Below are 25,574 nucleotides of genomic sequence, written 5' to 3'. Positions count from 1 at the left end.
ATTAGTGCTGCTGCGCCTCACCGTGCTCGCGGGCGTATGCCGCTGCCTTCTCTGCGTGACGGTTCGCAACGTCACGGAAGGAGAACGTCACCAGTGCGGCAACAACGAAGACGGAGAAGACAATGACGCCGTATACGGGCGCAGGCATCGGAAGCTCCGTGACGACGTGGCTTGCGCCCTCGGCTGCTGCAATCGTGGCTGCAAATGACATGAAGAGCCCTGACCTTTCGTATGGCAGAAATACTTACTACAACCCTACAGGGTTTGGCTATCGAATCTGCCCAGCGCCACGCACAACCCACTTCGTGCTTGTCAGTTCGGGCAGTCCCATGGGTCCGCGCGCGTGCATCTTCTGGGTTGAGATTCCAACCTCCGCCCCGAAGCCGAACTCGCCACCGTCGGTGAACCGAGTCGAGGCATTCACCATCACGACTGCCGAATCAACCTCGGAGAGGAAGCGCTCGGCGCTCTGAAAGTCGTTCGTCACAATCGACTCCGTGTGCTTCGTCGAGAACTCGTCGATGTGGGCGATCGCTTCGTCGATTGAATCCACGACACGCACTCCCATCACAAGGTCGAGGTGCTCGGTCGCCCACGTCTCGGGAGTGGCGGGCTCGCGCACGCCCGCCGCCTGGGCGCGCTCGTCGCCATACAACACGACGCCGCGTTCCGCGAGCGCATCGACGAGGCGTGGCAGCAGCGTGTCCGCATGCGCCGCGTGCACAAGCAGCGTCTCTGCGGAGTTGCAGACGCTCGGACGATGCGTCTTCGCGTTCACGACGATTGACTCCGCCATCGCAGCGTCCGCGCTTGCATCGACGAACACGTGAACGATGCCAGCCCCCGTCTCAATGACGGGCACTGTCGATTCGTTCACGACCGTCGCGATCAGGCCAGCACTGCCGCGCGGGATGAGTACATCAACGAAGCCCCGCGCACGCATGAGCCTCCCTGCGCCCTCGCGTCCGAACGGATCGATCGTCTGGAAAGCGTCGCCATCGATCCCGCTGCGCTGAACCGCGTCCTGGATCAGGCTCACAAGCACGCGGTTGGAATCCTCTGCGGCAGAGCCGCCGCGAAGCACTGCCCCGTTCCCGCTCTTGAGCGCGAGGGCGACGATATCAACAGTGACGTTCGGGCGCGCCTCATAGATCGCACCGACGACGCCGAAAGGAACTCGCTTCTGCGCGATAGTCATCCCGTTCGCGAGCGTGCTGCCCCGAACCACCTCGCCGACAGGGTCGGGAAGCGCGATGATCTCCCTCACCGCGGCAGCAAGCCCGAGAATGCGCGCCTCGTCGAGCTTCAGCCTGTCAAGCAGACCGTCACCGATGTTGTTCGCGGTTCCCCTCGCAAGGTCGAGTTCGTTCGCGGCGATGATCTCTGGGACCGCACCCTCGAGCGCGACCGCGATCGCTTCGAGCGCGGCGTTCTTCTGCGCCGTGGTAGCAGTAGCAAGGGTGCGCGAGGCACCCTTCGCCAGGGTCAACAGGTCGACGAAGGCATCAGTGCGAGACATGCCGCCATTCTAGCCCGCCGGAGCTACCGCGCTGCCGCCCCAAAGAGGGTGCCGTGATCCTCACCATCGAGAACTGCGGCAAGCAGCCGAGCCTCAGTGAGCAGCACAGACGTTCCTGCGTCAGCAGCGAGCCTCGCAGCCTGCACCTTCGTGGTCGCGCCACCGGTCCCCCAGCCCGACTGGCTTTCGCCGATCTTCACGCCATCGAGTGGGTCGCCGTACGCGACGTGTGCGATGCGCTCAGCGCCCACCATCTCTGGTGGAGCCGTGTAGAGCGCATCGATGTCAGAGAGCAGCACGAGTTGATCAGCCTCGACGAGCCGCGCGACGAGCGCCGCGAGGCGGTCGTTGTCGCCGAACCGGATCTCGTGGGTAGCGACGGTATCGTTCTCGTTGATGATCGGCACGGTGCCGAGCGCGAGCAGCCGTTCGAGGGCGCGCCTGGCGTTTCCCCTGTGCGTCGGGTTCTCCATGTCGTGCGCGGTGAGAAGCACCTGCCCGGCGACGAGGTCGTGACTGCTGAGCGCACGCTGGTACCGGTTCACAAGAATGTTCTGCCCGACAGCAGCGGCGGCCTGCTGCGTCGCGAGATCGTCAGGTCGCGCATCAATGTTCAGAAACGGGACACCGGTCGCGATCGCACCACTGGAGACGAGGATCACCTCGGCCCCGGCAGCCCGCAACCGCGCGAGCGAGTCGACGAGGGTGGGGATCTGTCCGGCGTTGTCGCCGCTGACCGACGACGAGCCGACCTTCACGACGACGCGGCGCGCCGCAAGGAGCGTCGCGCCGCGCGAACCTGCGCCGCTCACTCGTCAGACTCCCACATCCCTGACTTCCGTTCCTCCTCAAGCTGTTCGCGCGCGGCTGCCTTCGCGTCCATGAGGTCGTGGTAGTCGGAACGACGCTCCTTGTTGGTGCGGCGCTGCGGCCCGTCGAGCCTGTCGTCGCTGCCGCGGACGCCGACCTGTACCTCGGCGGCACTCGTCAGCGACGGCTCCCAGTCAAAGACGACGCCCTGGCCGGGGCCGATCACCACTGTTGAGCCGGCGACTGCGCCCGCCTTCACAAGTGCGTCTTCGATGCCGAGCTTCTGCAGGCGGTCTGCGAGGTAGCCGACGGCCTCATCGTTCTGGAAGTCAGTCTGCTGCACCCAGCGTTCTGGTTTCTGGCCGAGCACGCGAAAGAGCGTCCCATACGATCCGCCCTCGGTCACAACTCGGAAACCAGCCTGACGGTCGACGGCCTTCGGCGTGAGCACGATTCGCTCGAGGCGCTCAGTTTCAGCCTCAGCCTTCGCGCGCGCATCCTCCACGATCTCCGCAAGGGCGAAGCCAAGCTCGCGGAGCCCTTCGCGTGATGCAGTAGAGATCTCGAACACCCGGTACCCCATCGCCTCGAGGTCTGGGCGAACGAACTGCGCGAGCTCACGCGCCTCAGGCACGTCGATCTTGTTGAGCGCAACGAGCTGCGGACGGTCGAGAAGCGGGACCTGCCCATCAGGAACCTCGTATGCCGCGAGTTCCTTCTTGATGATCTCAAGATCAGAGATCGGGTCGCGCCCCGGTTCGAGGGTGGCGCAGTCGAGCACGTGCAGCAGCGCGCTGCAGCGCTCGACGTGGCGGAGGAAGTCGAGGCCGAGACCCTTACCCTCGCTCGCGCCCTCGATAAGGCCAGGAACGTCAGCAACTGTGAAGCGGGTCTCCCCCGCCTCGACGACGCCGAGGTTTGGGTGGAGCGTGGTGAACGGATAGTCGGCGATCTTCGGGCGGGCGGCGCTCATCGCAGCGATGAGGCTTGACTTCCCAGCCGAGGGCAAGCCAACGAGCGCGACATCGGCGATCGTCTTGAGTTCGAGCGTGACGTCACCCGCCCAGCCCTCGGTACCGAGGAGAGCAAAGCCGGGGGCCTTGCGCTTCTGGCTTGCAAGCGCATGGTTGCCGAGGCCGCCGAGGCCGCCCTCGGCAACGACAAAGCGCGTGCCGGCCTCTGTGAGGTCCGCGAGCACCTCACCCTCAGCGTCCTTGACGACAGTGCCCACCGGAACCGGCAGCACAAGCTCGGCGCCGTGCGCGCCTGCCCGGTAGTCGCCCGCACCGTACGCGCCGTTCTCAGCCGTACGATGCGGCCGGCGATGGTACTCAAGCAGGGTCGTCACCTGCGGGTCGGCGAGCAGCACGATCGTGCCGCCGTTCCCACCTGCGCCACCGTCTGGGCCGGCGAGCGGCTTGAACTTCTCGCGCCGAACAGAGACACAGCCGTTCCCACCGCGGCCCGCCTGCAGGTGTAGTTGGACCTGGTCAACGAACGTCACCATGAGAGTTTTCCCTTCCGACCCGAAGACGCGCTCGAGTAACTACATTCTGCCCGACGAAAATCGTCAAGGCGACGCCGAATCACGTCGTGCGCGAGCTCGAGCCCGCACAATCCGGCCAGATACGACAAAAGGCGAGCCGAAGCTCGCCTATTGTCGGTACCGAACTACTTACGCAGCGGCAACGATGTTGACGACCTTGCGGCCACCCTTCGCACCGAACTCAACTGCGCCCGCTGCGAGAGCGAAAAGCGTGTCGTCTCCGCCACGGCCAACGTTGACGCCGGGGTGGAAGTGGGTTCCGCGCTGACGCACGATGATCTCGCCGGCGTTCACCTGCTGACCGCCGAAGCGCTTCACGCCGAGGCGCTGTGCGTTCGAGTCGCGGCCGTTCTTGCTGGAGCCGACGCCCTTCTTGGATGCCATTGGTCTGTCTCCTTAGAGTCTAAAAGTGTTACTTGATGCCGGTGACCTTGAGGCGCGTCAGATCCTGACGGTGCCCCTGGCGGCTCTTGTAACCGGTCTTGTTCTTGTAACGCTGGATGACAATCTTCGGTCCGCGAAGGTCGTCGAGGACCTCAGCGGTAACCTTCACCTTTGCGAGAGCCGAAGCGTCGCTCGTCACCTTGTCGCCGTCAACGAGGAGCACTGCCGGGAGTTCAATCTTTCCCTTAGCGTCTCCCGCTACACGGTTTACAGTGATGATCGAGCCAACCTCGACCTTCTCCTGCCGTCCGCTTGTGCGCACTACTGCGTAAACCACTTGGTCACCCATCTCTCGAGGATCGTCTTAAATCGTGTCGAATCGCGAACCCGTCACGATCGAAGTCATACGTGCACTTCCCGCCTCAAAAGCGAGTACGCACAACGGTCAATAATAACGCGAATTACCGCGTTCGGTCAAATGTGGGTCGGCGTGTCAGCCTGAGCCTCGCCGCGACCCTGTGTGCGGGCGTCAAGCGCGTCGAGGAGCATGCGCTCCGGATCGAGCGCGTCATTGCCCGCTGATGCGCCGGAAGCTTCGCTCGCGGCGTTCGCCGCGCCCTGAGCCCCACTCTGGGACTGCGCGCGCGACGAGCGCGAACGCGACCCTCGCGTGCGGCCGCTCCGCTGCGTATCTCCGTCCAACGCCGCAGCGAGCTGCGCCATCGGATCAGTGCTATCGCCGTCGCGGCGCTCCCCCGCTGGCTCCACACCCGGGCTGCCAGAAGCTGCAACTGACCCGCCAGACTCGCCCGCACTGCGAGTCGCGTGGTCAGCTGGTTTCTGATCCTGCGCCTTTGGTGCACTGGCTGGAGCTCCGGCGCGCGAGCTTACGCGGCGGCTGCGCGACTTCGACGCACCGGCTGGAGGCGCATCAGGGAGCGCATCAAGCACGCTCTCAAGCACGGCCGTCGGCGCCGATTCCTCGGTAGCCTTCGCCGTCGGGATCGTCGACGCCGCCACCTGCGCGAGCATGTTCTTCGCGCCGTCACTGATCGCGTGCGTCTGCGCCTTCGGCTCAGTCTGAGCCTTCCCGTTCGACGAGCCATTGCCCGACCCCGAGTGTGATCCGCCACGCTTCTGGCGCCCTGTCGACTCGCTGCGGTGGCGGTGCACAGGTTCGTGATGCACGATCACGCCGCGGCCCGCGCACACATCACAGGGCTCACTGAACGACTCAAGGAGCCCGAGACCGAGCTTCTTGCGTGTCATCTGCACGAGTCCCAAAGAGGTCACCTCGGCAACCTGGTGCTTCGTGCGGTCCCTGCCGAGGCACTCGATGAGGCGCCGCAACACGAGGTCTCGGTTCGACTCGAGCACCATGTCAATGAAGTCGATGACGATGATGCCGCCAATGTCGCGGAGTCGGAGCTGTCGCACGATCTCCTCAGCCGACTCGAGGTTATTCTTCGTGACAGTCTCTTCGAGGTTGCCGCCAGCGCCAACAAACTTTCCGGTGTTGACGTCGACAACTGTCATGGCCTCGGTCCTGTCAATCACAAGCGAACCACCCGACGGCAGCCACACCTTGCGATCCAGCGCCTTCGCGATCTGTTCGGTGACACGGAACTCGTCGAAAATGTCGCGCTCACCCTCGTAACGCTCCACGCGCTGCATCAGGTCAGGGGCGACCGCTGAGAGGTAGTTCTCAATGACTTCATGGGTCTCGGCGCCCTCAATGCGCATCCGCAGGAAGTCCTCGTTGAAGACGTCTCGCACGATCTTAATCAGCATGTCGGGCTCGGAATGCAGCATGGCAGGGCCGCCGCCCTTCTTCACCCGAGCCTGGATCGACTCCCACTGACGGGTGAGGCGCTGCACGTCGTGAGTCAGCTGATCTTCGGTCGCCCCCTCCGCAGCCGTGCGAACAATTACGCCAGCGCCAGTCGGCAGCACTTCCTTGAGAATCTTCTTCAGGCGTGCACGCTCAGTGTCTGGAAGCTTCCGTGAAATACCATTCATCGCGCCGCCAGGCACGTACACAAGGAAACGGCCGGGGAGCGAGATCTGGCTCGTCAGTCGGGCGCCCTTATGGCCAACCGGATCCTTCGTGACCTGTACGAGCACCTGGTCGCCCGGCTTGAGCGCGTTCTCGATCTTCCGGGCAGTGTTTCCGCCCTCAAATTCAGACCAATCGACCTCGCCCGAGTAGAGCACCGCGTTCCGGCCGCGACCGATGTCAACGAAGGCCGCCTCCATGCTGGGAAGCACATTCTGAACGCGGCCAAGGTAAACGTTGCCGATGAGCGAAGACTCGCTCGAACGCGCAACGTAGTGCTCGACGAGCACCTTGTCCTCGAGCACACCGATCTGGATTCGATCCGGAGTGGTGCGGACAATCATCTCCCTGTCGACGGACTCGCGGCGGGCGAGGAACTCCGACTCGGTGATCACCATGCGCTTGCGTCCGGCGTCGCGGCCATCGCGACGCCGTTGCTTCTTCGCCTCAAGTCGGGTCGACCCGCGAAGCTTCTGAGGTTCGGCCACCACCGGCGCCTGGCGCTGCTGACGACGTCCGTCTTCCTCGTCATGCTCTGCCCCACCCTGGCGGCGACGCGAACCGCCGCGGGTGTTGCCCGAGTCCCTTCCACCGCGGTCAGAATCGCGCTCACCGCGATCCTGGTCTCGGTCCCGCTCGCCGCGATCGCGCTGGTTGCGGTCGCGAGTCTCGTTGCCCGGGAACCGGGAGTCGAGGATATCGTCGAGCTTGCGCAGCTCGTTGCGGCGCGGCATCGGCTGCACCGGCGGCACATCAGGCGCGAGGAAGATCAGGCGCGTCGTTGCGCGGAAGCGTTCCTCGGGCGACATGTCAGCGAGCGGCAGCACGAGCGGCAGCCCGTCAGAGAATGTCTTCTCTGGCGATTCGCTGCTCTCTTCCGGCGCCTCATTCGCTTCAGCAGAGCTTGACTCCTCGCTCGCCTCGCCGTCGGGTTCGTGCGTCTGTGTCGGCTCGTTCTCTACAGATGCTGCTGCCTCAACGACGGCGCCAGCCGCATCCTCGGTGTTCTCTTGTGTATTCACCATCTCTGGTGTGCTCCTTCAACCACGGCCGTGAAGCTCCGCGGAAACCAATATTGAGTGCGGGATTCACCGCAAATCCTTGAATTCACCCACTCGACGTGAGTGTTCGGCTGATGCCGGCGGCCACCCTGGGGCAGCCAAAGACTGTACGTGGACGGTGCCGTCGTGGCGTTATCCAACGGTAATCATTATGTCACGGACACACTGAACATTGCTGGAACGCTGCTCGCGGCGCGTTGTCACAGGATTCGCGCGTTACTATCAACACATGAGTGCTATCGAAGTCCAAACCCCGAAGAGTCGTGGGTTTGCAATCGTCACCATCGTTCTCGGCGCGATCGGCCTGTTTGCCTCGTGGGAACTCGCCACCGAATACATCAAGACGTTGCAGGTGGAAGACTACGTCCCCAACTGTGAGCTCTCAGTTCTTGTGACCTGCGGGCCGAACATGGACTCGTGGCAGGGATCCATACTCGGTTTCAGCAACACGATCATCGGCCTCATGGCGTTCGTCGCCCCGATCGCTGTCGGTGTCGGCATGCTCGCCGGCGCCCGCTTCGCTGCCTGGTTCTGGTGGCTCTACCGCGCAGGCCTCGCGCTCGGCGTGATCTTCGTGTTTTGGCTCGCCTACCAGAGCATCTTCTACATCAACACGCTCTGCCCGTGGTGCATGGTCGTATGGTCAGCCACCATCCCGCTGTTCTTCTTCACTGCGTTCCGGCCAGAGGCACAGGGCTACTACGCCGCGAAACCGAGCACGCAGAAGGCGTTTGCCGCGATCAATTCGTGGGCGTGGGTACTCGTACTTATTTCGTACCTCGTCATCGCGGCTGTCGCGCAGTTCCAGCTCAACTGGTTCGCCGAGTTCTCGCGCTAAGTCGCCGAGGACGCTGGAGCGATCCGACGCCAGAGCGCGTCGACCTGCTCAATCGTCTCGCCTTTCGTACCCGAGGTGTCAATCACCACGTCCGCGATCTCACGGCGGGCCGCGTCGCTCGCCTGATTCGCGATGCGGTTTCGCGCCTCAGCTTCAGTCATTCCGCGCAGCTCAACCAGTCGTGCAACACGCGTCTCGACTGGCGCTTCCGCGACAACAATCATGTCCCAGTCAAGCCCGCCCTCGCTGGGCATGACCCCGCTCTCCACAAGGAGCGGGATCTCGTACACGATCACCGCGTCAGGGCGGGAACGGGCCGCCGCCTGAATGGCCTCGTCTGCGAGCCTGCGCACCTCAGGATGCACAATCGCGTTGAGCGCCTGCAGTTCCTCAGGGCTCGCGAAGACACGCTCACCGAGTGCAGCTCGGTTCAAGGAGCCGTCCTCCTCGAGCAGGCTCACACCAAACCGCGAGACAACCTTGGCGAGGCCGGGCGATCCAGGAGCGACCGCGTCACGGGCGAGCTGATCAGCATCGATCCTGATCGCGCCGAGTTCCGCGAGCCGCCCGCCAACAGTGCTCTTTCCTGCCGCGATTCCACCAGTAAGGGCAATGAGTTGCATACGCCAACATTAGCGCGCCCGTAGGCTAGGAGTCAGGAGGTCACCATGCTTGAAGCCATCACCGGTCTCGCACTCGCGTCAGCCGCGGGACTCAACGCCTACATCCCGTTGCTCGGGCTCGGGTTGCTCTCGCGCTTCACTGACCTCCTGACACTGCCCGCAGGCTGGGACTGGCTGGAGAACGGGTGGGCCCTCGGTGTACTCGGCGGCCTGCTCATCGTTGAGATGATCGTCGACAAAGTTCCGGCCCTTGACACGGCGAACGACATCCTCCAGACCATAGTGCGCCCGGCTTCAGGGGGCCTCGTGTTCAGCGCAGGATCAGCGAGCTCAACTGTCGCAGTCACCGACCCCGCGGCGTTCGTGAACTCCTCAGCCTTCTGGCCGTTCGTCATTGGTGTGCTCATCGCACTCGTGCCCCACATACTGAAGCTTGTGGCAAGGCCCGTGGTCAACCTCATGTCAGCGGGAGTCGGCGCGTCGATCATGAGCACAATCGAGGACGTCGCGGCCGTAGTCGTTACCGTGCTCGCGATACTTCTCCCCCTCGTCGCACTCGCCCTCATCGTGCTACTCATTGTCTTCGGAGTCCGCTGGTTCAGGAAGCTGCGGGACCGCAGGCAAGGGAACAGCGGGACTCCGGCCGTCGCCTAGAGGCGGGGATCCTGAAGCCCTTGAGGATCCGCGCCCCGAGAGACTGTGTCCCCTCCGGTCACCAGTGCCATGCAAGAAACGCAAAAGCCCGGCCACCGCACATGCGGGGCCGGGCTTTTGGCTAGCAGCTAGTGAAAACTAGCTCGGGCTTAGTTGCCCTCGAGCTGAGCTTTGAGTGCAGCGAGTGCCTCATCGTCAGCGAGTGCGCCGGTCGAAGCCGAGTCGCTCGAGAAGTTCGAGGCCGAAGGCGCATCAATAGCGGGTGCAGCTGCCTGCTCTGCGAGCATAGCGGCGACCTGCTTCTTGTGTGCTTCCCAACGCTCCTGAGCAGCAGCGTACTCCTGCTCCCACTTCTCGCGCTGGCTCTCGAAGCCTTCCTTCCACTCCTGAGTCTCAGGATCGAAGCCCTCGGGGTACTTGTACTCGCCGTTCTCGTCGTACTCGGTAGTCATACCGTACAGAGCCGGATCGAACTCGGTGCCCTCAGGGTCGAGGCCCTCGTTCGCCTGCTTGAGGCTGAGCGAGATGCGGCGACGCTCGAGATCGATGTCGATGATCTTGACGAAGACTTCCTGGCCTGCCGAAACGACCTGCTCAGCAAGCTCAACGTGCTGACCCGAGAGTTCGGAGATGTGCACGAGGCCCTCGATGCCGTCTGCAACGCGAACGAACGCGCCGAACGGAACGAGCTTGGTAACAGCACCCGGAGCAATCTGACCGATTGCGTGGGTGCGTGCGAATACCTGCCACGGATCTTCCTGCGTAGCCTTCAGCGACAGCGAGACGCGCTCGCGATCGAGCTCGACCGAGAGCACCTCGACAGTGACTTCCTGGCCAACCTCGACGACGTCCGAAGCGTGCTCGATGTGCTTCCACGAGAGCTCCGAGACGTGCACGAGGCCGTCAACGCCACCGAGGTCAACGAACGCACCGAAGTTAACGATCGACGAGATGACGCCCTTGCGAACCTGGCCGGGCTTGAGGTCGGCGAGGAACGAGGAGCGGGTAGCGGACTGCGTCTCTTCGAGGAGCGCACGACGCGAAAGCACAACGTTGTTGCGGTTCTTGTCGAGCTCGAGAATCTTCGCCTCGATCTCCTGGCCAAGGTACGGGGTGAGATCGCGCACGCGGCGGAGCTCGATGAGCGATGCGGGGAGGAAGCCGCGGAGTCCGATGTCAACGATGAGGCCGCCCTTGACAACCTCGATGACGGTGCCGGTGACGACGCCCTCGGTCTCCTTGACCTTCTCCACGTCGCCCCAAGCACGCTCGTACTGAGCACGCTTCTTGGACAGGATCAGGCGACCTTCCTTGTCCTCCTTCTGGAGCACGAGTGCCTCAACGGAATCGCCGACCTGAACAACCTCATCAGGGTTGACGTCGTGCTTGATGGACAGCTCGCGCGAGGGGATGACGCCCTCGGTCTTGAACCCGACGTCGAGGAGAACCTCGTCGCGGTCAATCTTCACGACGGTGCCCTCAATGAGGTCCCCGTCGTTGAAGGACTTAATGGTCAGTTCGACCGCTGCAAGGAAGTCTTCGGCTGAGCCGATGTCGTTTACTGCGACCTGCTTGCTCGTGGTCGTTGCGTTCGTCATGTAATTGGTCTCCAGAATGGACAGGATATTCAGGCGGGCGCGTGCCAAATTGGCCGGAACCGAATTGCTTCGGTTCCGCGAGACGTCCCACACGTGGACATGGTTTAGTCGCCACAGATGTGACAGTTCAGTCTAACGCGCTCTCGACGCGCTCGGCAAGTGACGATTCCCGGCGCGTCGCCCGCTCGTAGTTCGCTAGTGCGCCGCAGCATTCCAGTTCGGGCCGTGCCCAAACTGCACTTCGAGCGGCACCTTGAGTTCGGCAGCTCCCGCCATATCGGCGAGTACGATCGCCTCGAGCTGTTCCTGCTCGCCATCGGCAACCTCGAACATGAGCTCATCGTGAATTTGCAGCAGCATGCGCGACTTCAGGCCAGCCTCGCGCATGTGGCCCTCAACGCGGATCATCGCGATCTTGATGATGTCGGCCGCAGAGCCCTGGATCGGCGCGTTGAGCGCGGCTCGCTCTGCATTCTCGCGCAGGATCCGGTTCGGGCTCGCGAGGTCGGGGAACGGCCGCCGCCTGCCGAAGATCGTCTCGGTGAAGGTGTCACGCTTCGCCTGCTCAACGACCGAGCGAAGGTAGTCGCGCACTCCCCCGAACCGCTCGAAGTAGTCCTCCATGAGCTGCTTCGCCTCGCCGGCGGAGATGTTCAGCTGCTTCGACAGCCCGAATGCGGAGAGCCCGTAGGCGAGGCCGTACGACATGGCCTTGACCTTGGAGCGCATCTCGTTCGTCACTTCGGCGGGCGTCACGCCGAAGATGCGCGAGCCCACGAAGCGGTGCAGGTCCTCGCCCGCGTTGAACGCCTCGATGAGCCCCTCGTCACCCGAGAGGTGCGCCATGATCCGCATTTCGATCTGCGAGTAGTCAGCGGTAAGCAGTGTCGCGTATTCGGGGGCGTGGATGAAGCCCTCGCGAATGCGGCGCCCTTCCTCGGAGCGCACTGGAATGTTTTGCAAGTTTGGGTCAGTCGATGCGAGCCGGCCCGTGCTCGCGCCCACCTGCACGAGTGTGGTGTGGATCCGCTGGTCTTCAGTCCCGACAGCCTTGATGAGTGTCTCAATGATCTGCCGAAGCTTGTTCGCGTCGCGATGCGCGAGCAGCGAGTCAAGGAAGGGGTGCGGGTGCTTCTGCTGCAGATCGGCGAGCGCCGCCGCATCAGTCGTGTACCCGCTCTTCGTCTTGCGGGTCTTCGGCATGTCGAGCTCTTCGAAGAGCACCTGCTGCAGCTGCTTCGGCGACGAGAGGTTTACCTCGTGGCCGATCGAATCAAACGCGCGCTGTTCAAGCGCCGCAACGCGCTCGGTGAGCTCGGCGTTGTGCGCTTCAAGGAGCGGCAGATCGATCGCAACGCCGCGAGCCTCAAGCTGCGCGAGGATCGGCAGCAGCGGAAGCTCGATCTGCTCGTAGACTTCGGCGGTTCGGCCTTCGAACCTGCCGACGATAGCGGCGTGCACACGCACGATGTACCAGGCGAGCTGCTCAGGGGTCGCGACGCTCCCCTCTTCGGGCACAAGCTGGTTCGGGTCTCCGACAGGCACCTCCTCGCCGAGGTAGCGGAACACGGCCTCAGCGATCGTCTTCTCGGGCGCAATCGGGCGCAACACCCACGCAGCGAGCAGCGCATCGCCAGCAATCCCGTTGACTGTCACACCAACCGCAGCTGCAACGCGAAGCTGCTGCTTCGCGTCAAAGAAGATCTTCGGTGCGTCAGACGCGAGCCACTCTTCGAACTGGGCGTAGTCGCGGCCGCCAGGCTGCCAGACAAGCTTCACTGTCGACTCGGGAGTGGCGAGGCCAACGTCGATGCCGCCACCGGTCTCCGCCAGGTACACGGCGGGGCTCTTCGCTTTCGAGAGCCAGTCGCCGAGCTCCTCGTCAATGAGCAGGCGTGCCTCGGGCAGGGTCGCACCGATCGCAGCGGGCTTGCCCGAGCCCGTGGGTACCTCGGCACCGACGAGCTTCGCGACTCGCTGCAGCAGCGTGCGGAACTCGAGCTCCGCAAACTTCTGCTGCACGGCCTCCATGTCGACGTCGCCACGCTTGAGGTCGTCAAGCGTGAGGTCGAGCTCTACGTCACGCACGAGGCGGTTCAGGCGCCGGTTGCGCTCGGCGAGGTGCGCGTTCTCGCGCAGGCTCTCCCCGACCTTGCCGCCAATCTCGTCCTGCCGCCTGATGATCTCCTCGAGCGAGCCAAACTGGTTGATCCATTTGACGGCTGTCTTCTCGCCGACACGAGGCACGCCTGGGAGGTTGTCGCTCGTCTCACCGACGAGCGCCGCGATCTCTGGGTACTGTTCGGGGCGCACGCCGTAGCGTTCCATCACCTTGTCGGCGTCGTAGCGCGTGAGCTCGCTCACGCCCTGCTTCGACGGGTACAGCAGCGTCACATTGTCGTCAACGAGCTGGATCGTGTCGCGGTCGCCGGAGACCACGAGCACGCGGTAACCCGCGTTTGCGCCCTCGAGCGACAGTGTCGCGAGGATGTCGTCGGCTTCGTAGCCCTCCTTCTCGATCGTGCGGATCCCCATCGCGTGCAGGGCTTCCTGCAAAAGCGGGATCTGGCCCTTGAACTCGACGGGGGTCTCGCCGCGAGTTCCCTTGTATTCGGGGTATTCCTCAGTGCGGAACGAGTGCCGCGAGATGTCGAACGCGATCGCGAGAGAATCTGGGTTCTCGTTCGCGAGCAGGTTGATCAACATCGAGATGAACCCGTGGATCGCGTTCGTGTGCTGGCCAGTCTGGGTCTGAAAACTATCGACCGGGAGCGCGTAAAAGGCACGGAAAGCGAGGGAGTGACCGTCGATGACCATGAGGGTAGGCTGCTGAGTGTTATTCGACACGTACCCAGCCTACAAGGCTGAACCGACATTGAAAGAGTGGCAATGCCAGAGCACGATGCAGCAACCAGGAACCGTTTCGGAGTCGAGCCTGGAAGCGACAGCGCAGACGTAGATCTCGTCAATGCCCGCGGTCTCGGAGCTCTCGCTACACGGATGGGTATCGTCGTGACGGAGTTCACCGCCGAGCGCATTGTCGCGACGATGCCCGTCGAGGGAAACACTCAGCCGTTCGGCCTCGTTAACGGCGGCGCGTACGCAGTGCTCGGCGAGACACTCGGTTCGATGCACGCGGGCTTCCTCGCCCCAGAAGGGAAGGTTCCCGTTGGTGTCGATATCAACGCCACTCACACGGGCTCCGCCACGGAGGGCTCAATCACTGCCGTATGCACACCGATACACGCTGGCCGATCAATGACTGTGCACGAGATCGTCTGCGCCGACGACACTGGTCGCCGATGCTCGACGCTCAGGATCACGAACTTCTACAAAACCGTCCCTTCGGCGTAGCGCGCCCTCAGCGCGCGACAACACCGAGAACGAGCAGCAACGAGAAAGACCCCGCCGCTGGCGGGGTCTTTCTCGTTGTGCTGCCCGTCGGGCGTGGCTCAGGGGCGAACGCTAGTCCTTTTTCGGCCCGAGCTGATCGATGATCGTCTTCGCGACGTCCTGCATCGTCAGGCGGCGGTCCATCGACGCCTTCTGAATCCAACGGAACGCCTCAGGCTCAGACAGGCCCATCTTGTCGTTGAGGATACCCTTCGCACGATCGACGAGCTTTCGGGTTTCGAAGCGCTCGGCGAGGTCAGCGACCTCGCTCTCAAGGGCGACGATCTGCTGGAAACGCGAGAGCGCGATCTCAATTGCAGGGATGAGGTCTGCGGGGGTGAACGGCTTCACGACGTAGGCGAGCGCGCCTGCTTCGGTCGCGCGCTCGACGAGCTCGCGCTGGCTGAACGCAGTCAGCAGGACGACGGGGGCAATGTGCTCCTCGTTGATCTGCTCGGCCGCCGAGATGCCATCAAGCTTCGGCATCTTCACATCCATCACGACGAGGTCGGGGCGGAGCTCTTTCACGAGGGCAACAGCGGTCTCACCGTCGCCTGCCTCACCGACAACGTCGAACCCGTTGTCGCGCAGCGTCTCGACGATGTCGAGGCGGATGAGGGATTCGTCTTCTGCTACGACTACGCGCCTGGGCGCGGTCGGTGCAACACTCTGGTCATTCACACCTCCAGCTTACGTTATCTCGTTTGGATAACGCCGAGATTTCTGCGCGTGGGGGAAAACGATGAACAAATCGCGTCGAACACACAGCTTCACAACAGATAAGGCCCGCGTGTCGCGGGCCTTATCTGTTGTCACTCGCGCGAGTGACCGTTGGTACCGGATGCGGGACTCGAACCCGCACGCCTCTCGGCAGCGCATTTTGAGTGCGCCGTGTCTACCATTCCACCAATCCGGCAAGAGACTCCAGCTTACTGTACTGGAGACCCGTGTTCGTTACCCCTCAGCGAGTGTGTGCTTGCGCGGGCCGGCGGCTTCGAGGTTGCCGCTCATCTCCCCTACTCGGTGGATACGAAGCGTGTTCGTTGTGCCGACGACCCCGGGAGGCGAGCCAGCAACGATGACAACTCGCTCACCGAGCTCGATGTTCTCGCGCGGCTCAAGCGTGGCGTCGACCTGCGCGAACATCTCGTCAGTGCTTCCGACACGCTCCATCTCGATTGAGCGTGCGCCCCAGGTGAGCTCCATCCGCCGACGTGTCGCGACCGAGGGCGTGAACCCGATGATCGGGATCGGTGTGCGCAGACGCGACATCCTACGGACGGTGTCGCCAGACTCGGTGAACACGCAGATGTAGCGCGCCCCAATGAACTCCGCAACCTCCGCGGCAGCGCGCGTGAGCACACCGCCCTGGCTGCGCGGCGCGGTCTTAAGTGGCTCGATGCGATCGAGCGCGTGATCCTCAGTCGCCTCGATGATGCGGGCCATAGTCTGTACGGCCTCGACTGGGTATGCACCCACGCTCGTCTCGCCCGAGAGCATCACAGCGTCAGCGCCGTCGAGCACCGCGTTGGCGCAGTCAGAGGCCTCGGCACGTGTGGGGCGCGGGTTCTCAATCATGGACTCGAGTACCTGGGTCGCCACGATGACCGGCTTCGCGTTGCGGCGCGCAATGCCAATCGCCTCGGCCTGCACGAGCGGCACGCGCTCGAGCGGCATCTCGACGCCGAGATCGCCGCGTGCGACCATGATGCCGTCAAACGCGTCGACGATCTCTTCGAGGTTCTCGACCGCCTGGGGCTTCTCGATCTTCGCGATCACGGGAAGGCGAATGCCTTCCTCATCCATGATCTCGTGGACGCGCACGATGTCTGCGGCGTCACGCACGAACGAAAGAGCGATGTAGTCGACCCCGAGCTTGAGGGCCCACCGGAGGTCTTCCTCATCCTTGTCCGACAGGGCAGGCACATTCACAGCAACGCCGGGGAGATTGATGCCCTTGTTATTCGAGACGCGACCTGGCACCTCGACGACCGTGTGCACAGTGTCCTCGGTGACCTTGACCGCACGCAGGGCGACCTTGCCGTCATCGACGAGCAGCGGGTCTCCGACGCTCACGTCGCCGGGGAGTCCCTTGTGGGTCGTCCCGCAGATTGTACGGTCGCCAGGAACGTCAAGGATCGTGATCGCGAACTCGTCGCCAACCTCAAGGTCGTGCGGCCCGTCGGCAAACGTTGCGAGGCGAATCTTCGGCCCCTGCAGATCGGCGAGCACGGCGATCGGGCGCTTCACCTCAACCTCGGCGCGACGAATGTTGCGGTAGATGCCCTCGTGGACGTTGTAGGTGCCGTGCGACATGTTCAGTCGAGCGACGTTGACGCCAGCACTGATGAGATCCAGTGTGTGATCGTAACTCGAGACCGCGGGGCCCCAGGTTGCGACAATCTTGGCGTGGCGCATGGCTACTCCTTCTATTCCGCGTTGCCGCGGTTGATCACGTGGTGAAATTCTTCGGGATCCGCAGTGTCTTTGAGGATCGAATCAGCCGGGTTCGACCGGCCGGGCAGGTAGACGCTGGTCTCGATGCCAACGTGCCTGCGGCGCTGAACGAGGTAGATGATGACGCCGAGCACGATCGCGAGCAGAGCAGCCAGCACGTTGGTGCGCAGGCCGAGGAACAGCAGGCTCGGATCGACGCGCATCGACTCGATGATCGCTCGGCCGATCCCGTACCAGATGAGGTACAGCGCGAAGAACTTACCCCAGCGGAGGCGGGTCTTGCGCTCGATCGCGAGCAGCAGGACGATCCCGACGAGGTTCCAGAGGATCTCGTACAGGAAGGTCGGGTGGAACAGAGTCCCCTCGGGCAGTCCGATCGGGAATGCCGGGTTCGAGGAATCGATCTCGAGCCCCCACGGTGCCGTTGTTGGGCCGCCGAAGAGCTCGTGGTTGAAGTAGTTGCCGAGGCGGCCGAATGCCTGTGCGAGCAGCAGGCCGGGCACGAGCGCGTCAGCGAACGAAAGGAACCGGACGCCCGTCAGCCGTGAGGCGATGAGCACGCCGATTGCGCCACCGAGCAGCGCACCGAAGATGGCGATTCCGCCGTCCCAGATGTTCCAGATTGCGTCCTTCTCGAACGGGTTCCACCACTGGCGCCCCTCCTGAAAGTAGAACCCCCAGTGAGTGACAACGTGGTAGAGCCGGGCGCCGATGATGCCCATGAGCACTGACCACACAGTGAAGTCGAGCACGACACCGCGCTCGGCACCGCGAGCGGTGAGTCGGCGGCCAGTCCAGATTGCCGCAAGGACAATCCCGAGGATGATCCACAGCGCGTACAGGTGGATAGTCAGCGGTCCGATCTGAAAGAACTGGAAGCTGGGGCTCGGGATACTGAGCGGGAGAATCATTTGCTCCTCTTTCGCGGGCGAATCTTACGTACTCGCGGCTACGAACCACCGGGCAAGGCGCACCCGGCGCATGCGCCGCTGAAATCTTGTCTCTAGCCGTGGTCTCCCCCGGCACCGAGATCAATCCTAGCTGGTGGTGCCCTGAGCGATCTCGCGAACCACCGCCGCGAGCCCGTCGACCCCGCCGTCGCGCAGCGCCCGAACAAACACCGTTCCGACGATCGCGCCATCCGCGTACTCGAGCGTCGAGGCGACCTGCTCGGCGTTCGAGATTCCGATGCCGACGCAAGCGAGCTTGTGGCCTGCCTCTCGAAGCCTGCCAGTCAGCACTCGGGCTGCGGCGTCAAGCTCAGAGCGCTCTCCGGTGATTCCCATCGTCGACACTGTGTAGACGAAGCCCGTGCTCTGCTCAGAAATCATTCTGAGGCGTTCGTCGGTCGACGTCGGTGCCGCGAGAAAAACTCGGTCGAGACCGAACCGTTCGCTCACCTCGATCCACTCTGCAGCGGCGTCCGGTGTGATGTCTGGCGTAATGAGGCCCGCCCCACCTGCAGCTTTGAGGTCACGCGCGAACCGCTCAACGCCGTATTGCACGACAGGGTTCCAGTACGTCATCACGAGCACCGGCGCGTCGACCTCGGCGGTGACGCGGCTGATCGCTTCGAACAGCTGAGATAGCTTGAAGCCTGCTTTCAGTGCAGTCTGAGTTGCCTCCTGGATCACGAGGCCGTCCATCACCGGGTCAGAATATGGCACGCCAAACTCAATCACGTCTGCACCGGATCGCGCCATCGCAATCGCGGCGTCGACGCTCGTGTCGAGGTCGGGGAAGGCGACAGGCAGGTAGCCGATGAGAGCGCCCTTGCGCTCGCGCTTGGCGGTGAGGATCGCGGCTTCAACGCGTGATGTGCTCATTCGGCGGCCTCCTCGGCAGCATCAAGCTCGGTGCCGTCAAACAGCCCAAAGTATCGACCAGCGGTAGCCATGTCTTTGTCGCCTCGGCCAGACAGGCTCACTGCGATTGTCGCGTCCGGGCCCAGCTCCTTGCCGATCCGGATCGCGCCTGCGAGGGCGTGCGCCGACTCGATCGCCGGAATGATTCCCTCGGTCTGGCTCAGCAGTCTGAGCGCCTGCATCGCCTCGTCATCGGTTGCGGGGATGTAGGTCGCGCGACCGATATCTGAGAGCCACGAATGCTCAGGCCCAACGCCCGGGTAGTCGAGACCAGCCGAGATCGAATGCGACTCGATTGTCTGACCGTCTTCGTCCTGGAGCACGTAGGTGCGCGCGCCGTGCAGCACGCCGGGGCGGCCACGCTCGATCGACGCCGCGTGGCGATCAGTGTCGACGCCGTCGCCCGCCGCTTCAACGCCGTAGAGCGCGACGCCCTCGTCGTCGAGGAACGCGTCGAACATGCCGATCGCGTTCGATCCGCCGCCCACGCACGCGACAACAGCGTCAGGGAGCCGACCGTTCTTCTCAAGCAGTTGGGCGCGCGCTTCTTCAGAAATCACCTTCTGGAAGTCGCGCACCATCGCCGGGAACGGGTGCGGCCCGGCCGCAGTTCCGAAGATGTAGTTGGTTCGCTCAACCGTTGCGACCCAGTCACGGTAGGCCTCGTTGATCGCGTCCTTGAGCGTCCGAGAGCCGGTGGTGACTGGCACGACCTCGGCACCGAGCAGCCGCATGCGCGCGACGTTCAGGGCCTGTCGCTTGGTGTCGACCTCGCCCATGTAGACAACACACTCGAGGCCGAGCAGCGCGGCTGCGGTTGCGGTAGCGACGCCGTGCTGACCCGCCCCTGTCTCGGCGATAACACGAGTCTTCCCGAGACGCTTGGTCAGGAGCGCCTGACCAAGCACGTTGTTGATCTTGTGCGAGCCAGTGTGGTTCAGATCCTCGCGCTTCAAAAAGATGCGCGCACCGCCTGCGTGCTCTGCAAACCTCGGGACCTCGGTGATCGGTGACGGCCGGCCGGCGTAGTCTCGCAACAGCTCGACAAGCTCCGCCTGAAACGCAGGGTCGGCCTTCGCCTCCGCATACGCGTCAGAGAGCTCATCGATCGCGGCGATCAACGATTCGGGCATGAACCTGCCGCCAAAGGAGCCAAAGAATGGCCCCTCCTGATCCCTGAGACTCGTCACTGAGGTCTGGTCTGACATTGTCGCCTTTCGAAGGTGGAACGAACGGCGTCGCGCTGGGCGCCGAAGAGCGTACTAGACGCTCAAGAACGAAGCGAGGGTCGCGATCGGATCGCTCGTCACGAGCGCCTCACCAACGAGGATCGCGTCGGCGCCGGCCTCACGGTAACGCACGACGTCGTCGATGCCGAGCACTGCCGACTCTGCGACGCGAATCACGCCCGCGGGGATCTGGTCGGCGACGCGACCGAACAGGTCGCGATCAAGCTCGAACGTCGACAGGTCCCTGGCGTTCACACCGATGAGCTGCGAACCGAGGTCAACAGACCGCGCGACCTCGTCAGCAGAATGCGCTTCGACGAGCGGCGTCATGCCGAGCTCGAGAGTGAAGGAGTACAGGCGCTCAAGTGTCTCCTGCGGGAGCGCTGCAACAATGAGCAGCACGAGGTCGGCGCCTGCGGCACGCGCCTCGAGGATCTGGTACTCCTCGCCAATGAACTCCTTGCGGAGCACAGGAATGCTGACGGCCTTACGAACCGCATCGAGGTCGTCGAGCGACCCCTTAAACTTACGCTCTTCGGTCAGGACGCTGACGACGCTCGCGCCGCCAGCTTCGTACTGGCTCGCAAGAGCGTGCGGTTCGGCGATTTCTGCGAGGTCTCCGCGTGACGGGCTCGCACGCTTCACCTCGGCGATGACCCGAATATGGTCAGCCGGGGCGAGGTGCGCGAGCGCGTCAAGGGCTGCTTGACGCGCAAGCGCCTCAGCCTCTACGACTGCGTACGGCCTGATCTGCCTGCGGGATTTCGCGTCCTCGAGCGAACCCTGGAGGAGCTGATCAAGCACAGTTAGTCGTGTGACTTCGGGGTGAAACGGGGGCCGTTCACGCCGTAACCGGCCTTCGCCAGGACGAACCCGAGGATCAGGCCGAGCGCGACGACGCCAACACAGACCCACACGAGGGTCGGCATGTGCAGGAAGAAGAAGACAGTTCCGGCAGCAATGCCAATGAGCATCACCACCACTGCTGTCCATGCCGCGGGCGAATCGCCGTGACCGGGGTCTCCGTGCTGGTTACTCATGTATCTCCTCTGGCAGGTGTGCACATTCGGACGTCTCAATCTTACCGGGAACTCCCAGCTTTCAGCGAATGCGGCGCGCGTGGCGCACGCGCTTCACTGCCGCGAGTCTGAGTCGCTCTGTTCTGAGTCGGCGCTCGCAACCTCATCTGAGATGGCGTCATCGAGGTAGTCGTCGTCAGTGGGATCATCACCGTCTGACAGCGCCTCCCAATCAGAAATGCGGTCTCCGGTTGCAGTTCCGGCCGCGCGAGCCCGCTTCGATTCGGTGCTCGACTCGTACTTTCGGCCGCCCTGTTTCCACCGCGAACCGAACAGCAAGATGAGCACGCCAGCAAGCGCGAGCACAATGCCAACAGCGACAGTGACTGCCGGCCACGCCGACACTGCGACCGAACTCACCAGCGCTGACTGCGCCTCACCCGCGATACCGCTGACGCCCTCGAGCGAACCACTGGCACCATCAAGCGGGTTCACGATCGCTTCAACGCCCGAATAGGCGAGGCCTCCCCCGAGCACAATGATGAGGAGCGCGATGACCCGGCGAAATCCTCTGCCAGCGATCGTGAGCACCAGAGCGGTGGCGAGCGCCGCGAGAGCGATCAACGTGAGAGCCGGGGTGATCTGCTGCCCGGTCACCGCGAGTTCTTCGACCGTGGCGACGCCGGGCAGCAACTCAATGTGAAGCCACGGCTGCACAGACGCGAGCAATGCTGCAGCGCCCGCGAGCACGACAAGACCGATGAGGCCCCCTTTGCCAGTGAGCTTGCTCCGCTTACCGTCAGACATGCGCTTCCATTCTCGTCAGGGAGTTAGCGATAGCGATCGCCCTGAGGGGTGCCGCTGCCTTGCTCTGGCACTCGGCGTCCTCTGTCTCGGGGACCGAGTCCGCGACGATGCCTGCGCCTGCCTGCACCATCGCAACGCCGTCGCGAATAGTCGCTGTTCGAATAGCGATCGCCAAGTCCGCCGCGCCGCCAAGCCCGAAGTACCCGACCACGCCCCCGTAGACCCCACGCTGCACAGGCTCGAGCTCGTCGATGATCTCAAGCGCCCGCGGCTTCGGCGCGCCGCTGAGCGTCCCCGCCGGGAACGTCGCGCGGAACACGTCAACGGGGTTCTGGTCAGGCCTGACCTGCCCCTCGACCGACGAGACAATGTGCATGATGTGACTGAAACGCTCGATGCGCATGAACTCGGTCACCTCGACGCTGCCAGGCTCACACACTCGGGCAAGGTCGTTGCGCGCGAGGTCGACAAGCATCAGGTGCTCTGCCCGCTCCTTCTCGTCAGCGAGCAGATCCTTCGCGTACTGGTTGTCCTGCTCTACGGTGTCGCCGCGGGGGCGCGATCCCGCGATCGGGTGAGTCATCACGTGGCCGTGCTCCTGCACAGTCACGAGCGCTTCGGGGCTCGAACCAACGACTGAGAACGGCACTCCCTCGTTGTCTTCGAGCTGCACGAGGTATAGGAACGGGCTCGGGTTGAGATGCCGGAGCACTCGGTAGACATCCAGCGGGTCGGCAGTGCACTCCTGATCGAACCGCTGCGACGGAACAACCTGGAAAATGTCGCCGTCGACGATGTACCGCTTCGCCGCGTCAACCGTCGCCATATATTCGGGAGTCGTCGTGAGTCGTTGCGGGTCAGGAAGCGCGGCCCGGTCGAGCACGCCAAGTGGCGACGGCTCGGGGGCTGCAAGGGCGGCCTGGAGTGCATCGAGGCGCCGCTGCGCGTCGGCCCACTGCGCGTCAGCCGCTTCGCCTGTCGGCGCTTCCGTGCCGCTTCGCGCAAGCGCACCGTCGTTCAAGACATTCGCAATGAGGATCACCGAGCCCTCGCGATGGTCAATCACGACAAGCTCCGAGACAAAGCTGAGCCCCTGCGTTGGCAAGCCGCTCGGGACCGCCGGTGGTGAATCAAGGCGCTCGAACTGTCGCACTGTCTCCCAGCCGAGGTATCCAACGAAACCACTCGCGAGCGGAGGAAGCCCGGGCACCTGCGGCGCTTTCCAACGCTCGTATGCCGCGCGAAGCGCCTCGACAGGCTGCAGGTGGCTCACGCCGCCAGGCAGCAGGCGATCCTCATCGAGCTCACGCGCGGGGCCCGCGCCGGCAGTCTCCCCGAAGCCACCCACGCTTGGCGTCCACTGCGCGAAGCCGTCGCGCTCGCCCAGCACGCCGAAGCTGCCGGCGCCGACGAAACTGAAGCGTGTCCACACCCCGCCCTGCTCAGCAGACTCGAGCAAGAACGTACCGATTCGCGACCCCGCGACTTTTCGGTAGATGCTCACTGGAGTGTCAGCGTCTGCGAAGACCTCGCGGCGGACGGGAATGACAGCGTGCGCGGATCGTTCGACCTCGAACTCCTCGCGGGTGGTGGTGTTGCTCACGAACTCAGCTTATCTCTCGGGGTATCCAGGTCGTCTGTGCGGGCCGCCGAGCTCCGGCAGGCAGGTGCGCTAGTCGGCGTCCGGGCTGCCTGTAACAGCGGGCAGCCCGCGGTCGTCGAAGCACGTGCGGCTGCCCGTATGGCAGGCAGCGCCGATCTGCACGACGCGCACAAGCAGGGTATCGCCGTCGCAGTCAGCAGCGACAGACTGCACGTACTGGCGGTGGCCCGACGTGTCGCCCTTGCGCCAGTACTCTCCGCGGGAGCGCGACCAATACGTCACGCGGCCAGTCGACAGGGTGCGGCGAACTGCCTCAGCGTCCATCCAAGCGAGCATGAGCACGTTACCAGACTCAGCATCCTGCACCATAGCTGGCATCAGGCCGCCCTCGCCAAACTTCAAGCCGTCGATGGCGGCTTCAACTGCTTCTGCGGATATCGCGTTCACGCTGCACCGCCCGTCGCGCCGAGCCGCACAGTGTGGCCCGCATCTGCGAGCGCGCCCTTCACGTCACCGATAGTGAACTTGCCGTAGTGGAACACCGAAGCAGCGAGCACGGCATCCGCGCCAGCATCAACTGCGGGAGCGAAGTGCTCGAGCTCGCCTGCCCCGCCCGACGCAATCACAGGCACGCTTGCGAGCTCTCGCACCCTGCGAACGAGTTCGAGATCGAAGCCGTCCTGGGTTCCGTCGGCGTCCATCGAGTTCACGAGTAGCTCGCCAGCGCCACGCTCAACGGCCTCAGCACACCACTCAAGCGCATCAAGGTCAGTCTCACGCTTGCCACCGTGCGTCGTCACGACAAAACCGCTCGGCATCCGGTCGCTGCGCCTCACATCAAGCGACAGCACAAGCACCTGTGCGCCGAAGCGGTCTGCGATCTCGCCGATCACCGCGGGGCGAGCGATCGCACCAGAGTTGATTCCAACCTTGTCGGCCCCCACCTCGAGCAGGCGTGCAACATCATCGACCTCGCGGACGCCGCCGCCAACGGTAAGCGGGATGAAGACCTGCTCGGCGGTACGACGCACAACGTCGTAGGTCGTCGCCCGGCCGTCTACCGTCGCGGTCACATCGAGGAACGTGAGCTCATCCGCGCCCTGCTCCGCATACTTCGCAGCAAGCTCGACGGGATCCCCCGCGTCTTGGAGGTTCAGAAAGTTCACGCCCTTCACGACGCGCCCGCCGGCGACGTCGAGACAGGGGATCACACGTACTGCAACAGACATGAGTGCTCCTCTCTACAGACGTGCGGCGTGGATCGCGGTGACGAGAATTGCACGGGCACCGAGATCGTAGAGCCTGTCCATGATCGTGTTCGCGTCGTCAGATGGGACCATGACACGCACAGCGACCCACTCCTCATCGCGCAGCGGTGATACCGTGGGCGACTCGATGCCGCCGGCGACGGCGATAGCGTCGTCAAGGTGCGCGACCGGGAGATCGTAGTCCATGATCACGAACTTTCGGGCGACAAGCACGCCGCGCAGGCGGCGCATCAGGCGCTCCATGCCGGGGTGCTGGCTCGGGCCACCAATGAGCACCGCAGTCGAATCGAGAATGACGGGGCCGAAGATCTCAAGGCCTGCGGCACGGAGTGTCGCGCCCGTCGAGACGACGTCAGCGACAGCGTCAGCGACGCCGAGCTGAACCGCCGACTCGACAGCACCGTCAAGCTTCACAAGTGTCGATTCAACGCCGTGTTTACGCAGGAAAGTATCAACGAGCAGCGGGTAGCTCGTCGCAACACGCTTTCCGTGGAGATCGGTGAGCTCCTTGATGGCGCCCTCCGCGGGCGAGGCGAAGCGGAATGTCGAATCTGCAAAGTCGAGCTCGGCGATCTCGTGCGCCTCAGAGCCAGAGTCGAGCAGCAGGTCCCGGCCAGTAATGCCGACGTCGAGCGCGCCCGACCCCACGTATGTGGCGATGTCGCGCGGGCGAAGGTAGAAGAACTCGACGTCGTTCTTCGGGTCAGCGTGAACGAGCTTGCGGGAGTCTTTTCGGCCGGAGTAGCCGGCCTCAGCGAGCATCTCCGCCGCGATCTCAGACAGCGAACCCTTGTTCGGAACTGCAATGCGCAGCATGTGGAATTTCCTTCCATCGTGGCCGACG

25 protein-coding genes and 1 tRNA gene are annotated in these 25,574 nt (G+C 63.7%); 3 read left to right on the top strand and 23 right to left on the bottom strand.

Annotation, left to right across the window (positions count from 1 at the left end):
* Position 1: 1 nt before the first annotated feature.
* The 7 genes from KI794_RS07160 to KI794_RS07130 all read right to left on the bottom strand — a co-directional run bounded on the left by KI794_RS07160 (position 2) and on the right by KI794_RS07130 (position 7,340).
* Positions 2–211: a hypothetical protein gene (locus KI794_RS07160; protein ID WP_119279437.1), complete on the bottom strand. Its 210-nt coding sequence runs from the start codon at positions 209–211 to the stop codon at positions 2–4.
* 57 nt (positions 212–268) lie between these two features.
* Positions 269–1,519, bottom strand: coding sequence for a glutamate-5-semialdehyde dehydrogenase (locus KI794_RS07155; RefSeq protein WP_255809617.1), 1,251 nt, complete (start codon positions 1,517–1,519; stop codon positions 269–271).
* Between the two features lie 23 nt (positions 1,520–1,542).
* The gene (proB, locus tag KI794_RS07150; RefSeq protein ID WP_119279433.1) at positions 1,543–2,331 is read right to left on the bottom strand and encodes a glutamate 5-kinase; all 789 of its coding nucleotides are present in this window, start codon (positions 2,329–2,331) and stop codon (positions 1,543–1,545) included.
* Positions 2,328–3,836: a GTPase ObgE gene (gene obgE, locus KI794_RS07145; RefSeq protein WP_119279431.1), complete on the bottom strand. Its 1,509-nt coding sequence runs from the start codon at positions 3,834–3,836 to the stop codon at positions 2,328–2,330. The genes proB and obgE overlap by 4 nt, the downstream gene beginning before the upstream one ends.
* 168 nt (positions 3,837–4,004) lie before the next feature.
* Positions 4,005–4,259, bottom strand: coding sequence for a 50S ribosomal protein L27 (gene rpmA / locus KI794_RS07140; protein ID WP_119279429.1), 255 nt, complete (start codon positions 4,257–4,259; stop codon positions 4,005–4,007).
* 28 nt (positions 4,260–4,287) lie between these two features.
* The gene (gene rplU, locus KI794_RS07135) at positions 4,288–4,596 is read right to left on the bottom strand and encodes a 50S ribosomal protein L21 (RefSeq protein WP_119279627.1); all 309 of its coding nucleotides are present in this window, start codon (positions 4,594–4,596) and stop codon (positions 4,288–4,290) included.
* Between the two features lie 137 nt (positions 4,597–4,733).
* The gene (locus tag KI794_RS07130; RefSeq protein WP_255809616.1) at positions 4,734–7,340 is read right to left on the bottom strand and encodes an Rne/Rng family ribonuclease; all 2,607 of its coding nucleotides are present in this window, start codon (positions 7,338–7,340) and stop codon (positions 4,734–4,736) included.
* Between the two features lie 265 nt (positions 7,341–7,605).
* Here KI794_RS07130 and KI794_RS07125 point away from each other — a divergent pair, with 265 nt between their 5' ends.
* The gene (locus KI794_RS07125) at positions 7,606–8,214 is read left to right on the top strand and encodes a vitamin K epoxide reductase family protein (protein ID WP_119279425.1); all 609 of its coding nucleotides are present in this window, start codon (positions 7,606–7,608) and stop codon (positions 8,212–8,214) included.
* Here KI794_RS07125 and coaE read toward each other — a convergent pair.
* Positions 8,211–8,837: a dephospho-CoA kinase gene (gene coaE, locus KI794_RS07120; protein ID WP_119279423.1), complete on the bottom strand. Its 627-nt coding sequence runs from the start codon at positions 8,835–8,837 to the stop codon at positions 8,211–8,213. The genes KI794_RS07125 and coaE overlap by 4 nt on opposite strands.
* 45 nt (positions 8,838–8,882) lie before the next feature.
* Here coaE and KI794_RS07115 point away from each other — a divergent pair, with 45 nt between their 5' ends.
* Positions 8,883–9,491: a DUF4126 domain-containing protein gene (locus KI794_RS07115; RefSeq protein ID WP_255809615.1), complete on the top strand. Its 609-nt coding sequence runs from the start codon at positions 8,883–8,885 to the stop codon at positions 9,489–9,491.
* 149 nt (positions 9,492–9,640) lie between these two features.
* Here KI794_RS07115 and rpsA read toward each other — a convergent pair whose 3' ends face one another.
* Entirely contained in the window at positions 9,641–11,089 is a 1,449-nt protein-coding gene (rpsA, locus tag KI794_RS07110; RefSeq protein WP_119279626.1) for a 30S ribosomal protein S1, read from the bottom strand.
* 195 nt (positions 11,090–11,284) lie between these two features.
* Positions 11,285–13,906: a DNA polymerase I gene (gene polA / locus KI794_RS07105; protein ID WP_255809744.1), complete on the bottom strand. Its 2,622-nt coding sequence runs from the start codon at positions 13,904–13,906 to the stop codon at positions 11,285–11,287.
* 72 nt (positions 13,907–13,978) lie between these two features.
* Between polA and KI794_RS07100 the strand changes: the two genes are divergently transcribed.
* Positions 13,979–14,443 carry a hotdog fold thioesterase gene (locus KI794_RS07100; RefSeq protein ID WP_255809614.1) on the top strand — a complete coding sequence of 155 codons (465 nt, stop codon included), beginning with the start codon at positions 13,979–13,981 and terminating at the stop codon, positions 14,441–14,443.
* A 111-nt stretch (positions 14,444–14,554) separates the two neighbouring features.
* On the opposite strand, the gene KI794_RS07095 is transcribed toward KI794_RS07100, so the two are convergent.
* From KI794_RS07095 to hisG, 13 genes are all read right to left on the bottom strand, one after another.
* A complete protein-coding gene (locus tag KI794_RS07095; RefSeq protein WP_042544218.1) occupies positions 14,555–15,163 on the bottom strand; it encodes an ANTAR domain-containing response regulator in 609 nt (202 codons plus the stop codon).
* Between the two features lie 151 nt (positions 15,164–15,314).
* A tRNA-Leu gene (locus KI794_RS07090) sits at positions 15,315–15,398 on the bottom strand.
* Between the two features lie 38 nt (positions 15,399–15,436).
* The gene (gene pyk / locus KI794_RS07085) at positions 15,437–16,900 is read right to left on the bottom strand and encodes a pyruvate kinase (protein WP_255809613.1); all 1,464 of its coding nucleotides are present in this window, start codon (positions 16,898–16,900) and stop codon (positions 15,437–15,439) included.
* A gap of 11 nt (positions 16,901–16,911) precedes the next feature.
* The gene (lgt, locus tag KI794_RS07080) at positions 16,912–17,850 is read right to left on the bottom strand and encodes a prolipoprotein diacylglyceryl transferase (RefSeq protein WP_255809612.1); all 939 of its coding nucleotides are present in this window, start codon (positions 17,848–17,850) and stop codon (positions 16,912–16,914) included.
* Between the two features lie 126 nt (positions 17,851–17,976).
* A complete protein-coding gene (gene trpA, locus KI794_RS07075; protein WP_119279408.1) occupies positions 17,977–18,765 on the bottom strand; it encodes a tryptophan synthase subunit alpha in 789 nt (262 codons plus the stop codon).
* Entirely contained in the window at positions 18,762–20,012 is a 1,251-nt protein-coding gene (gene trpB, locus KI794_RS07070) for a tryptophan synthase subunit beta (protein WP_119279406.1), read from the bottom strand. Before trpB ends, trpA begins: the two co-directional genes overlap by 4 nt.
* 54 nt (positions 20,013–20,066) lie before the next feature.
* Entirely contained in the window at positions 20,067–20,837 is a 771-nt protein-coding gene (trpC, locus tag KI794_RS07065) for an indole-3-glycerol phosphate synthase TrpC (RefSeq protein WP_119279404.1), read from the bottom strand.
* Between the two features lie 2 nt (positions 20,838–20,839).
* A complete protein-coding gene (locus KI794_RS07060) occupies positions 20,840–21,073 on the bottom strand; it encodes a DUF6704 family protein (RefSeq protein ID WP_119279402.1) in 234 nt (77 codons plus the stop codon).
* Positions 21,074–21,166: 93 nt separating this feature from the next.
* The gene (locus tag KI794_RS07055) at positions 21,167–21,859 is read right to left on the bottom strand and encodes a Trp biosynthesis-associated membrane protein (RefSeq protein WP_255809611.1); all 693 of its coding nucleotides are present in this window, start codon (positions 21,857–21,859) and stop codon (positions 21,167–21,169) included.
* Positions 21,852–23,462 carry an anthranilate synthase component I gene (locus KI794_RS07050; protein WP_255809610.1) on the bottom strand — a complete coding sequence of 537 codons (1,611 nt, stop codon included), beginning with the start codon at positions 23,460–23,462 and terminating at the stop codon, positions 21,852–21,854. Before KI794_RS07050 ends, KI794_RS07055 begins: the two co-directional genes overlap by 8 nt.
* A gap of 69 nt (positions 23,463–23,531) precedes the next feature.
* Complete coding sequence (gene hisI / locus KI794_RS07045) at positions 23,532–23,900, bottom strand: phosphoribosyl-AMP cyclohydrolase (protein WP_119279623.1); 369 nt, start codon at positions 23,898–23,900, stop codon at positions 23,532–23,534.
* 5 nt (positions 23,901–23,905) lie between these two features.
* Positions 23,906–24,691: an imidazole glycerol phosphate synthase subunit HisF gene (gene hisF, locus KI794_RS07040; RefSeq protein ID WP_119279395.1), complete on the bottom strand. Its 786-nt coding sequence runs from the start codon at positions 24,689–24,691 to the stop codon at positions 23,906–23,908.
* 12 nt (positions 24,692–24,703) lie between these two features.
* Positions 24,704–25,546, bottom strand: a complete 843-nt coding sequence (gene hisG, locus KI794_RS07035) for an ATP phosphoribosyltransferase (protein ID WP_255809609.1) — start codon at positions 25,544–25,546, stop codon at positions 24,704–24,706.
* Positions 25,547–25,574: the final 28 nt, after the last annotated feature.

The organism is Leucobacter aridicollis, from assembly GCF_024399335.1.
In the GTDB taxonomy this organism is placed as follows: domain Bacteria; phylum Actinomycetota; class Actinomycetes; order Actinomycetales; family Microbacteriaceae; genus Leucobacter; species Leucobacter aridicollis_A.
The sequence above is the reverse complement of the archived record's forward strand: the minus strand, read 5'-3'. Positions and strand labels throughout refer to the sequence as shown.

Bases quoted from the DNA above. Each gene is read 5' to 3' on its own strand.
- rpsA (WP_119279626.1), bottom strand. From the start codon at position 11,089: ATGACGAACGCAACGACCACGAGCAAGCAGGTCGCAGTAAACGACATC.
- obgE (WP_119279431.1), bottom strand. From the start codon at position 3,836: ATGGTGACGTTCGTTGACCAGGTCCAACTACACCTGCAGGCGGGCCGC.
- lgt (WP_255809612.1), bottom strand. From the start codon at position 17,850: ATGATTCTCCCGCTCAGTATCCCGAGCCCCAGCTTCCAGTTCTTTCAG.
- KI794_RS07100 (WP_255809614.1), top strand. From the start codon at position 13,979: ATGCCAGAGCACGATGCAGCAACCAGGAACCGTTTCGGAGTCGAGCCT.
- pyk (WP_255809613.1), bottom strand. From the start codon at position 16,900: ATGCGCCACGCCAAGATTGTCGCAACCTGGGGCCCCGCGGTCTCGAGT.
- trpA (WP_119279408.1), bottom strand. From the start codon at position 18,765: ATGAGCACATCACGCGTTGAAGCCGCGATCCTCACCGCCAAGCGCGAG.
- KI794_RS07125 (WP_119279425.1), top strand. From the start codon at position 7,606: ATGAGTGCTATCGAAGTCCAAACCCCGAAGAGTCGTGGGTTTGCAATC.
- rpmA (WP_119279429.1), bottom strand. From the start codon at position 4,259: ATGGCATCCAAGAAGGGCGTCGGCTCCAGCAAGAACGGCCGCGACTCG.
- KI794_RS07130 (WP_255809616.1), bottom strand. From the start codon at position 7,340: ATGGTGAATACACAAGAGAACACCGAGGATGCGGCTGGCGCCGTCGTT.
- hisF (WP_119279395.1), bottom strand. From the start codon at position 24,691: ATGTCTGTTGCAGTACGTGTGATCCCCTGTCTCGACGTCGCCGGCGGG.
- KI794_RS07115 (WP_255809615.1), top strand. From the start codon at position 8,883: ATGCTTGAAGCCATCACCGGTCTCGCACTCGCGTCAGCCGCGGGACTC.
- trpB (WP_119279406.1), bottom strand. From the start codon at position 20,012: ATGTCAGACCAGACCTCAGTGACGAGTCTCAGGGATCAGGAGGGGCCA.
- hisG (WP_255809609.1), bottom strand. From the start codon at position 25,546: ATGCTGCGCATTGCAGTTCCGAACAAGGGTTCGCTGTCTGAGATCGCG.
- KI794_RS07055 (WP_255809611.1), bottom strand. From the start codon at position 21,859: ATGTCTGACGGTAAGCGGAGCAAGCTCACTGGCAAAGGGGGCCTCATC.
- KI794_RS07155 (WP_255809617.1), bottom strand. From the start codon at position 1,519: ATGTCTCGCACTGATGCCTTCGTCGACCTGTTGACCCTGGCGAAGGGT.
- KI794_RS07160 (WP_119279437.1), bottom strand. From the start codon at position 211: ATGTCATTTGCAGCCACGATTGCAGCAGCCGAGGGCGCAAGCCACGTC.
- coaE (WP_119279423.1), bottom strand. From the start codon at position 8,837: ATGCAACTCATTGCCCTTACTGGTGGAATCGCGGCAGGAAAGAGCACT.
- polA (WP_255809744.1), bottom strand. From the start codon at position 13,906: ATGGTCATCGACGGTCACTCCCTCGCTTTCCGTGCCTTTTACGCGCTC.
- KI794_RS07060 (WP_119279402.1), bottom strand. From the start codon at position 21,073: ATGAGTAACCAGCACGGAGACCCCGGTCACGGCGATTCGCCCGCGGCA.